This is a genomic window from Microbulbifer sp., assembly GCF_051659245.1.
Taxonomy (GTDB): Bacteria; Pseudomonadota; Gammaproteobacteria; order Pseudomonadales; family Cellvibrionaceae; genus Microbulbifer.
Genome location: NZ_JBOFOC010000176.1, coordinates 1 through 12,452 on the forward strand (window position 1 = coordinate 1; position 12,452 = coordinate 12,452).

15 protein-coding genes and 1 other RNA gene are annotated in these 12,452 nt (G+C 60.5%); 1 reads left to right on the forward strand and 15 read right to left on the reverse strand.

Going from position 1 to position 12,452, the window contains the following annotated elements; all coding sequences use genetic code 11:
• Positions 1–113: 113 nt before the first annotated feature.
• The 13 genes from ACRC0P_RS16670 to acs all read right to left on the reverse strand — a co-directional run bounded on the left by ACRC0P_RS16670 (position 114) and on the right by acs (position 10,871).
• A complete protein-coding gene (locus ACRC0P_RS16670) occupies positions 114–1,034 on the reverse strand; it encodes a DUF6999 family protein (RefSeq protein WP_438632429.1) in 921 nt (306 codons plus the stop codon).
• Entirely contained in the window at positions 1,034–1,711 is a 678-nt protein-coding gene (locus tag ACRC0P_RS16675) for an iron-containing redox enzyme family protein (protein WP_438632430.1), read from the reverse strand. Before ACRC0P_RS16675 ends, ACRC0P_RS16670 begins: the two co-directional genes overlap by 1 nt.
• 2 nt (positions 1,712–1,713) lie before the next feature.
• A complete protein-coding gene (locus ACRC0P_RS16680; protein ID WP_438632431.1) occupies positions 1,714–2,841 on the reverse strand; it encodes a 3-oxoacyl-[acyl-carrier-protein] synthase III C-terminal domain-containing protein in 1,128 nt (375 codons plus the stop codon).
• Between the two features lie 209 nt (positions 2,842–3,050).
• A complete protein-coding gene (locus ACRC0P_RS16685) occupies positions 3,051–3,755 on the reverse strand; it encodes an aspartate/glutamate racemase family protein (RefSeq protein WP_438632432.1) in 705 nt (234 codons plus the stop codon).
• Entirely contained in the window at positions 3,752–4,123 is a 372-nt protein-coding gene (locus ACRC0P_RS16690) for a VOC family protein (protein ID WP_438632433.1), read from the reverse strand. Before ACRC0P_RS16690 ends, ACRC0P_RS16685 begins: the two co-directional genes overlap by 4 nt.
• 118 nt (positions 4,124–4,241) lie before the next feature.
• The gene (locus ACRC0P_RS16695) at positions 4,242–4,745 is read right to left on the reverse strand and encodes a DNA-deoxyinosine glycosylase (RefSeq protein ID WP_438632434.1); all 504 of its coding nucleotides are present in this window, start codon (positions 4,743–4,745) and stop codon (positions 4,242–4,244) included.
• Positions 4,746–4,751: 6 nt separating this feature from the next.
• Positions 4,752–5,078 (reverse strand): low molecular weight protein tyrosine phosphatase family protein, encoded by a 327-nt coding sequence (locus ACRC0P_RS16700; protein WP_438632435.1) that lies wholly within the window; start codon positions 5,076–5,078, stop codon positions 4,752–4,754.
• A gap of 9 nt (positions 5,079–5,087) precedes the next feature.
• Complete coding sequence (locus ACRC0P_RS16705) at positions 5,088–5,510, reverse strand: hypothetical protein (RefSeq protein ID WP_438632436.1); 423 nt, start codon at positions 5,508–5,510, stop codon at positions 5,088–5,090.
• Between the two features lie 16 nt (positions 5,511–5,526).
• A complete protein-coding gene (locus tag ACRC0P_RS16710; RefSeq protein ID WP_438632437.1) occupies positions 5,527–6,060 on the reverse strand; it encodes a GNAT family N-acetyltransferase in 534 nt (177 codons plus the stop codon).
• Between the two features lie 30 nt (positions 6,061–6,090).
• A complete protein-coding gene (locus tag ACRC0P_RS16715) occupies positions 6,091–7,347 on the reverse strand; it encodes an alpha/beta hydrolase-fold protein (RefSeq protein ID WP_438632438.1) in 1,257 nt (418 codons plus the stop codon).
• 105 nt (positions 7,348–7,452) lie between these two features.
• Positions 7,453–8,127: a hypothetical protein gene (locus ACRC0P_RS16720; protein ID WP_438632439.1), complete on the reverse strand. Its 675-nt coding sequence runs from the start codon at positions 8,125–8,127 to the stop codon at positions 7,453–7,455.
• A 512-nt stretch (positions 8,128–8,639) separates the two neighbouring features.
• Entirely contained in the window at positions 8,640–8,834 is a 195-nt protein-coding gene (locus ACRC0P_RS16725; RefSeq protein ID WP_438632440.1) for a DUF433 domain-containing protein, read from the reverse strand.
• Positions 8,835–8,933: 99 nt separating this feature from the next.
• Positions 8,934–10,871, reverse strand: a complete 1,938-nt coding sequence (gene acs / locus ACRC0P_RS16730; RefSeq protein ID WP_438632441.1) for an acetate--CoA ligase — start codon at positions 10,869–10,871, stop codon at positions 8,934–8,936.
• A 141-nt stretch (positions 10,872–11,012) separates the two neighbouring features.
• On the opposite strand from acs, the gene ACRC0P_RS16735 reads away from it, so the two are divergent.
• Positions 11,013–11,093, forward strand: a non-coding RNA gene (locus tag ACRC0P_RS16735) — sX9 sRNA.
• Between the two features lie 22 nt (positions 11,094–11,115).
• Here the strand turns inward: ACRC0P_RS16735 and ACRC0P_RS16740 are convergent.
• Both ACRC0P_RS16740 and panD read right to left on the reverse strand, forming a co-directional pair.
• Positions 11,116–12,039 carry a histone deacetylase family protein gene (locus ACRC0P_RS16740; RefSeq protein WP_438632442.1) on the reverse strand — a complete coding sequence of 308 codons (924 nt, stop codon included), beginning with the start codon at positions 12,037–12,039 and terminating at the stop codon, positions 11,116–11,118.
• Between the two features lie 25 nt (positions 12,040–12,064).
• The gene (panD, locus tag ACRC0P_RS16745) at positions 12,065–12,451 is read right to left on the reverse strand and encodes an aspartate 1-decarboxylase (RefSeq protein ID WP_183462159.1); all 387 of its coding nucleotides are present in this window, start codon (positions 12,449–12,451) and stop codon (positions 12,065–12,067) included.
• Between the last annotated feature and the right edge of the window lies 1 nt (position 12,452).

Genomic DNA, 12,452 nt, shown 5'->3' on the forward strand with positions numbered 1-12,452 from the left:
GATTACGAGCGTACAGGGACGTATTTAAGGGGGGCGCCCAGCCCGTGTCCCGGAAAGAGGCACCCCTCCCGACCCCGCGCTGGACGAGCAGAACCATAGATCGCAAACAGGCTCTAAGCGCCCCCCGCCTCTACACAAAGCTGCTGCGCAACATCCTCACGCGCCGCGGCTGCCTTCAAATTACGCAGATAGCCGTGCAGCAATTCCGCATCCAGCCCGTGCAACATCAACCGGAAGCCGGCCTGCAACGTGGAGTGCGGCACCATCGGGTGCCGGTTGCTGACCAGGGACAGGGCGGTGCCGTCGTTCAGCAGCCTGCCGATATAGATGGAAACCGTCTCGTCCAGCTGCAGCGAGTTGCTCGCGCGCCAGAAATCGTGGTCCGAGAGAAACAGTGCGTACAGCGGCGTGTACAGTTCAATCGCGGTCTGCAGGTCGATCACATTGGTGAAATGCGCCTCGCCCGGGTCCAGCTCGAATTCCGCGGAGGAGATCGCACTGAAATCCAGTTGCCCAGGGGGCACGATCTCCCGGTTTTCCTCGCGCAGCTTCTGGCTCAGTTCGGCGACAAAATTGTAGATATTCAGGTCGTGGATCAGGAAGGTGTCGTCCAGCAGGTCTTCCAGCCGGCGCGGCCGCAGCGGCCGGGTGCTCTCTATCTCGACCCCGTCGATATTGTCGGCGATAAACTGCAGCAGTTCGGTGCCGATATTGAAGTGGCGCAGGATCAGGTAGTTGGCATCCGGGCGCACGAAATACTTGAGCCCCCAGTAGATGGTGCGGTGGAGAATTTTCGAGGAGTTCCAGCGCTCCGGAATTGCGATGCGCAGCAGCTGCACCAGCACGATACTGAGCCGCGCCAGCGGCCGCACCACCGGCAGCAGCAGGCGGCGGGACCAGGTATTGTGGCCGGCGAGCAGCGCCCGCTTGGCGCCCTCGTTTATCGGCAGGCTTCTGTCCAGATACAGGGCCAGCCAGGGGTTCGGGTCCCGCCGGTTGATGGTGCCCTGTTCGAAATCGCTGTTCCAGCCCATTAATAGTTCCCCAGCTCCTCCAACTGCAACAGATACAGGCGCCCGGTGACCCGCGCGGTTTCCAGGATGCGCTCCGCCAGGCCATCTGTGTCCAGGATGCCGGAGCCCAGCGTTTCCGCCAGTTCCGCCAGATGGTCCTCATCGTGCTGCGCATGGTAGAGGTAAAACGAGACCTGGTCTTCGCGCAGCCCCAGGTGCTTTTGCAGCGACTCGGCAAAGATGCCGGCGAAGTGTTTGCCCAAGCCCTCGATCATAAACATCGCCCCCAGCAGGTCCAGCGGGTTCGGCTGCGAGGCCCGGTGGTACATCCACGCAGAGAGGGCGTTGGAGCCGATATTTTTCCGCCCGCCGCGCAGCGTCGCGAGATCGCCGCCCACGGACTGGTAGTCCCGTTCCAGCATCCGGTAGTCCAGGTGCTCGGTTTTCGCGTGGGAGAGGAAGCTCGAGCGCAGCTCGAGGTGCCCGCGGTCGATGGAGGACACCGCGCGGGCGATCCAGCAGGCCCCCTCGATCACCTGCTGGTAGTGGTCGCAGAGGATGGTTCGGTAGTCCTCCAGGCGCAGCGCACCCCGCAGAGCGCGGCTGATCATCGGCACCTGGACCAGACGGCCCTCGAAATCCGCCCAGGTTTTGGTGAGTTCGCGGATCAGCCGCGCCGTCTTGTCGTTTTCATTCACTGTTAAACCACCGTCATACACATAAAGGCCGCCAGGCAGCGCCCGCTCTCCGGCACGAAGCAGAGCACCCGGTCGCCGGGTTGCAGCGCGGCCTCGCGCATCAGTTGATCGATCATCAGGAAAATGGAGGCCGAGCCCACATTCCCCACCCGGTGCTGGTTGTTGAACCAGCGCTCCTCCGGAATCATCGCCCCGGAGCGGGTCAGCAGGGTTTTCATCCGGTTGCCAAGGGATCTGGCCGAATAGTGAGGCAGAAAGTGGCGGACATCTTCCGGCGACAGCCGTCGTTTGTCCAACACCTCCAGAAAGTAACCCATCCACACCGGAAACATCTGCTGTAATAAATCGAAGTCCTGGCGCAGCGCCACGGCGCCGTCAGCGCAGGCCTCGGCGGGCGCCCCGTAGTGGGCCCAGGGTTTGAACTGCCCCGGGTCCGCCGTGCGGCTTCCGGCGTACATGCAGTTGGGAAAGCGGTCCGCAAAGGATTTCTGTTCTATCCAGTCGATGCGCAGGCGGGGCCGGCTGTCGTCGGCCCGGGATTCCATCACCAGCGCCGCGGCGCCGTCGGACAGCGTCCAGCGCAGGAATTCGTATTGCAGCGCCTCTTCCGCGGACAAACCGGCAAAATCGATCGCCGAGTAGAAACCCGGCTGGAACCAGCGGCTGGAAAACTCGCTGCCGCAGGCAACCGCAGTATCGTGCTCTCCGGCGCGAATATTCAGGTAACTGGATTTGATCGCCATCATGCTGCTGCCGCACACACTCTGGTGCGAGGAGACTTCCATCGGCCCCGCGCCAAGTCCGGCGTGCACCGCACTGGCGTGGCCCGGCACCAGCAGATCGCCCTGGGTGGTGCTGGTGGCGAGATAACCGATACGACGGGGGTCCAGTCTCGCCAGGTCGCAGGCGGAAAGAATAGCCTGTGCCGCCATTTCCGCATTGGTAAAAAGGTAATTGCCCCCGGCGTCGATGGCGTAGTGCCGGGACTTGATGCCGTTTTGCCTCAGGGAGGCGGCTTTCAGTTTTCGGCTGTGTTCGCTGAGGAGGCCGATGCGCTCCTCCATGCTCCCATTGTCCACCGGCGCGCCCGGCAGGAAGCTGCCGGTCCCGGTGATAAAAACATCCTGCATGCAATATGTGCCTGTTTATTGGTTTATGGTACCTGCTCGCCCCCCCCCGGGACTCGGGAACAAAGTACCGGAGCTTGATGCGAAGGCCCTGATACCGGGAGCCGTTCGAGAAAAGCGCCTGCGGATAAATAGACCGATGAGGCTGTTGAACGAACGGCTACCGGTAGCAGGGCCGCCCAGGCCCCGGCTTAGTGTCACAGGGGTTACGTTTATTGTTTTATGTCGAGTAGGGCCCGGTCCACCGCCGCCTGCGCGTGTATTTCAGTGGTATCGAACAGCGGCACCCGAGCATCCGCCGTCGTTACCAGCATACCGATCTCTGTGCAGCCGAGAATAATCCCTTCCGCGCCCCGCTCCACCAGGCGCCGGATAATGTCCCGGTAGACAGCGCGGGACTCGTCGCGCACAGTGCCCAGGCAGAGCTCCTGGTAAATCACCTGGTGCACCAGCGCCCGCTCTTCGGCATCCGGCAGCAATACGGGGATGCCGTGCTCCTCCTGCAGGCGGCCGCGGTAAAAATCCTCCTCCATGGTAAAGCAGGTGCCCAGCAGCCCCACGGTGCGGGCACCGTCGCGCCCGATCTCCGCGGCAGTGGCATCGGCGATATGCAGCAGAGGAATGGAGACCGCCGCTTCCACCGCCGGCGCAATCTTGTGCATGGTGTTGGTACAGATCAGCAAGAAGTCGGCGCCCGCCGCCGCCAGTGACCGCGCCGCGGCCGCCAGCAGTTCACCAGCCTCTTCCCAGCGACCGGCGTGTTGCAATTGCTCTATCTCGTGAAAATCGACACTGTAGAGCAGCAGGCGCGCCGAGTGCAGGCCGCCGAGGCGCTCCTTCACCAGTTCGTTGATACGCCGGTAGTAGATCTGGGTGGACTCCCAGCTCATTCCCCCAATCAGGCCGACGATCTTCACGGCTGCACCGGCGTGTGGCAGACCGCTTCGATGTTGTGCCCGTCCGGGTCCATCACGAAGGTGCCGTAGTAATCGGGGTGGTAGATCTCGCGCAGGCCGGGCGGGCCGTTGTCCTTGCCGCCGGCATCCAGCGCGGCGCGATAGAATGCGTCGACCATTTCCCGGCTATCCGCGCGGAAGGCGATATGCAGCCCGGGCCTCACCTGCTTGCCCACCTGTATCCAGAAATCCGGCTTGCCGCCGATTCCGAAGCCGCCCCAGTCGGCGTACTCCAGGATCAGCTGATAGCCCAGCGGCGCCAGTGCTTCCTGGTAGAAGGCCTTGCTGCGCTCGTAACTGTGCACCTGCAGGCCGATATGGTCCAGCATCCTTCTCCTCCTCAATCCGTTTTGGCGTTCCCGAGCCTGGCGATGGTTCCATAGGCTACAGGCTGGCTGACGAGCACTTCACGCCCCATGGGCAATAACGAATCCATGATAACCTCTCTTACTCAACGATAGCGCGCCACCGCTCGAGTTTACCCGAAAAGCTGAGCGAGGCGTGGGCCGGACTGGTGGAGGGCAACCTCAGGGCGGGAAGAGCGGCGTATTGCTCGGGCAGTGTTGGAAGTACATATTTCCGGTACATCTGCTCCGCCTTGGCGCCGTTGAAATAGATATGCCCGATTCCCGGGTGATCGGCGAGAAATCCGGCAAAATCGTTCGGTACTATGGACGAAGCGACAATATCCGAATCCAGGCTGCCCGATCGGGTGCAGCTCTTCACTACATCCCAGAGCGCGATCCGATGCTTTACCAGCTGTGCACAGCGTTGCTCGTAGCTCAGCCCGGGGGCAAGCGCCAGCACCGATTCAATAATTCGCCAGAAGGCATTGCGCGGATGAGCGTAATACTGCTTCGCGCGCAGCGAAGCCCTGCCCGGCATGGAACCGAGGATCAGGCGTTCGACGCCCCCGGCCGCAATCGGTTCGAAGCTGTGAATGCAGGTCATTCGGCTTTAGTCCGGGCGGAGGTATTCGGATACTCCGGACTCCAGCAATTCCACAAGCTCCGGGTCCATATAGGCAAACCTGTCAGGGATATTCAGGCACACCAACCGCCTGTCATTGAGCAGATCCGGGTATTTTTCCAACAGCAGTTCCCGGTGGAAGGCCTCCATAACAAATACCCGGTCCGCCCACTCGATCAAGTCCCGGCTCACCGTCCTGGCCGCAGCCGGATTGATCCCCGCGCCAAGCGCATTGACACCCCGGTAATGTGAAAAAACCGCTTCCGCAGTGGGGCTGCGCAGGCGGTTTTCACTACAGACAAACAGCAGGTTCACGGCTCCGCCCTATGTTGTCGGCACCAGCAACCACAGATAGAGGCCGTAGCAGGCCACGCCGGTGCCAAAGATAAACTGGCCGATAAGCAGCGCGCGTATCGCGAAGGTGTATCGGACAAAGCTGCCCTTTTCCGCGCTGTCCCGGGTAAACAATCTGCACTCCTCCGAAAGATCGCCTTCCAGTTTTTTGAGCCCTGGAACCGCCAGGCTGAGCAGCTCCCGGCTGCGCGCGTCAACCAACCAGAAAACCGATGAGAGTATCACCACAAAACCGCCGAGCAGCGCCAGGCTCAGGGGATGGAAGCCCTTTTCAACCGCGGTAAAGATACCGCCTTCGGCGAACATCGACAGAACGACGAAAAAGTTGAAGCCCTTCAGCCGCTGCTCGGCGTTGAACCTGTAGTGTTCGCAAAGATACTGCTGTTCGTTCACCCGGCGTCCCCAAAACCTATTTGCAGGGATATTCTGCACGTTCCAGGCGAAAGACGAAACAGTCGTCCTCGCCAAACTGGCGCCGCTCGACAAACCTGAAGCCGACCCGCTCGTAAAAACGGTGCGCACGAACATTGCTTGCCAACGGATCGATCAATACCGCCGTCACCGCCGGATCCGCGAAACAGCGGTCGAGAGCCAGTTCCATCATCCGGGTGCCGTAGCCCCGGCCCAGGTCCCGCGCCTCGCCGATCCAGATATCGATGGCGCGGAGATTCCCCGGCACATCGCCCCAGTAGTGGCTGTCCTCCAATGCGGGATCGATAATCTGCATAAAACCGATCGGCCGGCTATCCAGCTCGGCGATCAGTTGCTCGCGCCAGTCGGGATTGCGCGCCAGCTCCTCCTCCCAGTCCCAGTCGTCGTTCGGGTCTGCGGCGATCACGTGGGGTTGCTCGTCCCAGTGGCGCAGCAGGTCCAGATCGGCGGGAGTGGCCAGGCGCAGTTTCATGGCCGACTGCCCGCAGGGGGTGGCTGGTGTATCGGACATAGCTGTGTTCCTGTTGGGTAATTTTCAGGGTCAGGCTTCGGTGCGCATCAGAGCCGCATTAAGAATGTTCATCTGCCACTGCCCCGCATTTTGTCGCTCCGCCAGTACGGCGGCCCTCTGGTAGTATTCGCGGGCCTTCCGGAGGTTATCCAACTGTTCATAGACGCCGGCGATTTCCTGCAGGTACTTTACCGAAGCGGAAAAACGGGACTCCGATTCCCGGAGTATTTCCAGCGCCCTTTTCGGGGAGTCGAAATGGCCCGCATAGGCGGCCTGCATAATGATAAAATCCCGCTCAGACACGGGGAGATCCCGCCTCACCCGCGCAACCAGTGCGTCAATTTCCCCGGTCCTCTCCCGGTTATACAACGCCCGAACCACGCTTTTTACGCTGGACGTCGGTATGGGCTGGTTGATGCCGAATGCATCCATCCGCGCCCTGTAATGCGCCAGGACACCGTCCGGTTCCATTGCGGATATCTCGCTCCCGGACAGGTACCAGCCGTCGAAGATATCTTTCAGGCTGTCGCGCAGCGCGGGCAGGCCGACGGAGTTATGGTTTTCATCCCCGTAATGGGTGAACTGCCATTCGATGCCCTGCACATCCTTCCGGTCCAGCACTTCCAGGAATCCGTAGACCCCCATACGGGTCTCGTCCGCCAACGACAAGTGGAGGGTTTTCCCCCGATAGCTCTTTTTGCCGACCAGCTCCGCCGCGTTTTTTTCCAGTTGATGGTCACTTACCCAGAGAGCGGGACTGATGGCCACGTAATGGTCGAAGCTGTCCGGCTTTTTCAGTAGTGCATTGATCGTGAACAGGCCACCGATGGACTGCCCCACCAGCGTCGCGTTTGGCGCGGACCGATAGTGCCGGTCGATATAGGGTTTCAGCTCCTTTTCCAGGAAATTCAGGAATTGACCGGCTTTCCCTCCCTTGCCGTCGCCGTTGGCCGGCGTCATATTCTCCCGGTAGCGGAGTGTTCCCTTGTCGGCAATCCCGACAAGAATCACTTCCGGGATCATCTGCCCCTTGTTCGCCAGCAGGTCGAGCATGCCGGACACGCCGTGAAAGTTATAGTCCCCGTCCAGCAGGTAGACCACCGGGTAGCTGGTGTCTTTATCGACCCAATAACCCTCCGGCAGGAGAACCTGTATCGCGCGCTCCTCCTGCAGCACCTCCGACTTCAGGGCGATGCGCTCTCCGGAGGCACCGGCGTTGGCAGCGGCACCCAGAACACAGAGCAGAAGAAGTACAACTATCGAGTTGATGTCGGTATTTTTATTCATTATTTACACTCATTGGAATTATCTTCTCCCCGCTGCCAGCAGGTATATCGATAAAAACCCAAAGCCGGTAGCCGCCAGCATCAGATTTCCCGGAATGATTATCGCCTATTGTGAATCTTCCTTGACGGCCTGCATAAGAGCCCTAAGAAGATCCTGTGTCATTTTTTCCCTGTGAGCCGCCCGCAGGTTTTTCATATACACAGATTCCAGTGGAACTTCAATTGCCGGAAGCAATTCTTTAACAGCCTCATCTCCATCCCACTCCACTGTCGCCCTGCTATCGAAGCTCGTACGAAATTTTATAAATTTATCTTCTGCGATAAACACATAGGCATTGGAGTGAAGCATTACATTGTCTTTACTATGCAGGGCGAATGAAGATTTTCCGCCTTTGAAATTTCTCTCCCCTGAGCTGAAGCTCCAGGCACCGGTTTCCTCCTCCTCCCGAGAGGCGTAGTAGCCATACTCAATTGCTCTGTCTATCTCCTGGAGCACAGATTTCAACTCGTCATCTATTACAGAATCCCGGTCGTCCCAGTTGGTCCTGCTGACTGGATATACAAACACATCGATATTATCAGTTGGATATCTTTTGTTTTCGTATTCCAAAATGATTCCGAGCAGAGGGTCGTCATAGACCTCTTTATTGACGAGGACAAAATTTTCCGTCTCTTCGGGAGCCCGAAGATCGACCTCATAGTTCGAGGCTTCTTTTGGACGTACCGAGGCACAAGAAGCAATAAGGATAGACAGCATCAAAGCTATTATTTTGTTTTTCATTGGAATTCCCTTATCAACACAGCAATCAAACCGGGCAATTGCCCGGTATCATTCTCGTTTTCACCTGTCGATCAGCTCGTCCCCCACCGACGGGTCCGGCAGCGTCGATACACCTAACCGATCTCCACCAGCGGCTCCCTCTGCTCAAAAAGTGCAACCGCTCCGGGCAAAACTTCAATAGCACTGAGACGGCAGGGCAATTTTCGCAGGATTCGCTGGGCAAGACCTTTTTAAGGCAGTCCACATAGGGTAACTACTCCCCCTGTAGGAGCCTGCTTGCAGGCGAAAAAGCTACGAAGCTCTGACCCGTTCGCCTGCAAGCAGGCTCCTACAGGGTGGTTCCCTTAGATCACTGCGGGATCCCCTATGGGTGAGCAGTTACGTTTGAGGTATTGCCCGAGGTGATCCACAACAAAAAAATTCATTGCCCGCGGATATCGACAGCCCAGCCATTGCACCGAGTAGGATCCGATGCCAAATTCCTTGCCGGCCAGGATCGGATGGTCAGTGCATCAGGCAGCGAACTGTAGCGCGGCAGAGATGTCTTCCGGCTCCAAATCGGGCATTTCCGCCAGTACCTGCTCGGTGCTGAGCCCGTTTGCCAGCAGGTCCAGTACATCGGATACGCGGATGCGCATTCCGCGGATGCAGGGGCGCCCGCCGCACTGTTGTGGGTTTATGGTGATTCGTTCGCTCAGGGTGGACATATCGGCAACCTCGTTGGTGCTACCTCCCAACTTTAGCGACCTTCCCCGCCCCGGGCAAACCACAAGCCGGGCATTGCCCGGCCTCTCCGATGGCGGTGATCAGCGATTGGCCCTGTGCTCGATCAGTTGATCCACCACCGACGGATCCGCCAGGGTGGAGGTGTCGCCGAGGTTGTCCAGCTCATTGCCGGCAATCTTGCGCAGTATGCGGCGCATGATCTTGCCGGAGCGGGTCTTGGGCAGTCCCGGCGCCCACTGGATCACATCGGGTTTGGCGATGGGACCGATCTCCTTGACGCAGAGGTCGATCAGTTCCTTGCGCAATTCGTCGCTCGGCTCGTGGCCCGCCTTCAAGGTCACATAGGCGTAGATCCCCTGGCCCTTGATATCGTGGGGATAGCCCACCACCGCGGCCTCGGCGGTGTCGTCGTGCAGGACTATGGCGCTCTCGATTTCCGCGGTGCCCAGGCGGTGGCCGGAGACATTGAGCACGTCGTCGATACGGCCGGTGATCCAGTAGTAGCCGTCGGCATCGCGGCGGGCGCCGTCGCCGGTGAAGTAGTAGCCGGGAAAACTGGAGAAGTAGGTGTCCACCATGCGCTGGTGGTCACCGTAAACGCTGCGGATCATGCTGGGCCAGCTGGATTTCATCACCAGCGCGCCCTCGCCTTCGCCCTCGATCTCTTTGCCCTTTTCGTCCAGCAGTGCCGGCTGCACGCCGAAAAAGGGGACTGCGGCGGAGCCGGGTTTGAGCTCGGTGGCGCCGGGCAGCGGGGTGATCAGGTGGGCGCCGGTCTCGGTCTGCCACCAGGTGTCGACGATGGGACAGCGCTCGTCGCCGACCACCTTGTAGTACCACTCCCAGGCTTCCGGATTGATCGGCTCGCCCACGGTGCCGAGCAGTTTCAGCGAGCTGCGGTCGGTTCTGGTGACGAATTCGTCGCCGGCTCCCATTAAAGCGCGGATGGCGGTGGGGGCGGTGTAGAAGATATTGACCTTGTGCTTGTCCACCACCTGCCAGCAGCGGGAGGCGTCCGGATAGGTGGGCACGCCCTCGAACATCAGGGTGATAGCCCCCGCGCATAGGGGCCCGTAGACGATATAGCTGTGGCCGGTGACCCAGCCCACGTCGGCGGTGCACCAGAAGACGTCGCCCTCCTTGTAGTCGAAGACGTACTTGAAGGTCATGGCGGTCATCAGCAGATAGCCGGCGGTGGTGTGCAGCACCCCCTTGGGTTTGCCGGTGGAGCCTGAGGTGTAGAGGATAAACAGCGGGTCCTCCGCATTCATCCGCTCCGGTGCGCAGTCGGCTTCCATCTCCGCAACGGATTCGGCATACCAGATATCGCGCTTGCTGTTCCAATCGATATTGGCGCCGGTGCGCTTGACCACGACGGCGGTGTGTACGTCGGGGCAGTGGGCGAGGGCCTTGTCCACATTCGCCTTGAGCGGGACTTTTTTGCCACCGCGCACGCCCTCGTCAGCGGTGATCACCAGGCGGCAGTCGGAGTCCAGGATGCGGTCTTTCAGCGAGTCGGGGGAGAAGCCGCCGAACACCACCGAATGCACCGCGCCGATGCGCGCACAGGCGAGCATCGCGTAGGCGGCCTCGGGGATCATCGGCATATAGATGCACACGCGATCGCCCTTTTTCACCCCGCGGGATTTAAGCAGATTGGCGAGACGGCAGACATTTTCATGCAACTGGCGATAGGTGATCGTCTGGCTGTCGGCGGGATCGTCGCCCTCCCAGATAATCGCGGTCTGCTCCGCGCGATTGGGCAGGTGGCGGTCGATACAGTTGACGGTGACGTTGAGCTGGCCGTCGGCGAACCAGGCGGCGTGGCCGCGCTTCAGGTCTTCCTCGACCACCCTGGTGAACGGCTTCTCCCACTGCAGGAAATCCTTGGCCTGTTGGGACCAGAAGGCCTCCGGATTTTCGACCGACTCGCGGTACATTTTCTCGTAGTCTTCGGCGCCGATATGCGCTCTATCGGCGAATTCTGCGGGTACAGGGCGGGTATGTACTTCAGACATCATTTTCTCCCTTATTATTCAGATGTTTCTCTCCATAATAGCCCGATGGCAATGGGCTTTCATAGAAGCTGCTTCATAACTACTGCGCGGGCGCCTGGCGGCGTCCGGCGGTGCTGGTGCGCCAGCCCGGTCGGCATCCTCAGGTACTACGTGTACATTCCGGTGCCTCCGCTCCGGCGGCCGCCACCAGCCACCCGCTCGCTACGTTATGAAACGGCTTCTACCCGGGGAGACCAATTGGCCGCTAACTGCCGATCAGACCCTGAAGGTGGGCGACGACGCTGCGGCCGAGCGCGCTCAATGCATAGCCACCTTCCAGTGCGGATACGATACGCCCGCCCGCATGGCGGTCGGCGACCGCTTTGATCGTTTCCGTAACCCAGCGGTAATCGTCCTCAACGAAGCGCAACTGGGCCAGGTCGTCTTCCCGGTGGCCGTCGAAGCCGGCCGACACGAACAGCATCTGCGGCCGGAAATTCTCCAGGGCCGGCAGCCAGGTATCCTCGACGGCGCGGCGCAGCCCGGCCCCGCCGGCGCCGGCCTCCAGCGGTGTATTGATCACATTGTCCGGCAGCTCGCCGGTGCCGGAAAACGGGTAGTAGGGGTGCTGGAAGCTGGAGCAGAGCAGGTAGCCCTCCCGCCCCTTCACGAAATCTTCCGTGCCATTGCCGTGATGCACGTCGAAATCGACGATGGCGACGCGCTCCAGGCCATATTGCTCACGCGCCCAGGCCGCACCGATAGCAATATTGTTGAACAGGCAGAAGCCCATGGCCCTGTCCCGCTCGGCATGGTGGCCCGGCGGGCGCACGGCACAGAAAGCGGAGGGTATCTCCCCGGCCATCACCCGGTCCACCGCCGACACCACCGCGCCGGCGGCGTGCAGCGCGGCGTCCAGCGAAGCCGGATTCATGCAGGTGTCCGGGTCCAGCTGTTCGATGCCCTCCTTGGGCGCGCGCGCAAAGATGGATTCGACATAATCCGGATCGTGTACCAGCTCCAGCTGCGCGCGGCTGGCCGCCGGCGCGTCGAAGTGACGCAAGGCTACATCGATACCACTGGAGAGCAGCTGATCGCGAATCGCATCGAGGCGCGCCGGGCACTCCGGGTGCCCTGCCCCCATATCGTGGCCGGTGCAGGCGGGGCTGGAAATAAAACCGACGGGCATGGCGGCAAGGCTCCTACGAGGGGAATCAGGCTTCGGCCAACTGCACGGGGATGGTATTGGTACTGCGCTCCACCCGATTGCTTTCGTCCAGGTAAACCAGTTTCGGTTTAAAGCTGTCGGCCTCCTGCTCGCTCATTTGCGCGTAGGACGCGATGATGATGCGGTCGCCCACCTGCACCCGGCGCGCCGCGGCGCCGTTCATGGAGATGGTGCCGGAGCCGCGCTCGGCGAGAATCACATAGGTGTGGAAGCGCTCGCCGTTGCTCACGTTATAGATATCGATCTTCTCGAATTCGCGCAGGCCGGCCAGCTCCACCAGATCCTGGTCGATGGCGCAGGAGCCGTCGTACCAGAGTTCCGCCTGGGTGACGGCGGCCATATGCAGTTTGCACTTCAACAGCTCAATTTGCATC

Excerpts from the sequence above, each read along its gene's own strand:
- ACRC0P_RS16670 (WP_438632429.1), bottom strand. The coding sequence starts at position 1,034 with ATGGGCTGGAACAGCGATTTCGAACAGGGCACCATCAACCGGCGGGAC.
- ACRC0P_RS16680 (WP_438632431.1), bottom strand. The coding sequence starts at position 2,841 with ATGCAGGATGTTTTTATCACCGGGACCGGCAGCTTCCTGCCGGGCGCG.
- ACRC0P_RS16690 (WP_438632433.1), bottom strand. The coding sequence starts at position 4,123 with ATGCTGGACCATATCGGCCTGCAGGTGCACAGTTACGAGCGCAGCAAG.
- ACRC0P_RS16695 (WP_438632434.1), bottom strand. The coding sequence starts at position 4,745 with ATGACCTGCATTCACAGCTTCGAACCGATTGCGGCCGGGGGCGTCGAA.
- ACRC0P_RS16710 (WP_438632437.1), bottom strand. The coding sequence starts at position 6,060 with ATGTCCGATACACCAGCCACCCCCTGCGGGCAGTCGGCCATGAAACTG.
- ACRC0P_RS16715 (WP_438632438.1), bottom strand. The coding sequence starts at position 7,347 with ATGAATAAAAATACCGACATCAACTCGATAGTTGTACTTCTTCTGCTC.
- ACRC0P_RS16720 (WP_438632439.1), bottom strand. The coding sequence starts at position 8,127 with ATGAAAAACAAAATAATAGCTTTGATGCTGTCTATCCTTATTGCTTCT.
- ACRC0P_RS16725 (WP_438632440.1), bottom strand. The coding sequence starts at position 8,834 with ATGTCCACCCTGAGCGAACGAATCACCATAAACCCACAACAGTGCGGC.
- acs (WP_438632441.1), bottom strand. The coding sequence starts at position 10,871 with ATGTCTGAAGTACATACCCGCCCTGTACCCGCAGAATTCGCCGATAGA.
- ACRC0P_RS16740 (WP_438632442.1), bottom strand. The coding sequence starts at position 12,039 with ATGCCCGTCGGTTTTATTTCCAGCCCCGCCTGCACCGGCCACGATATG.
- panD (WP_183462159.1), bottom strand. The coding sequence starts at position 12,451 with ATGCAAATTGAGCTGTTGAAGTGCAAACTGCATATGGCCGCCGTCACC.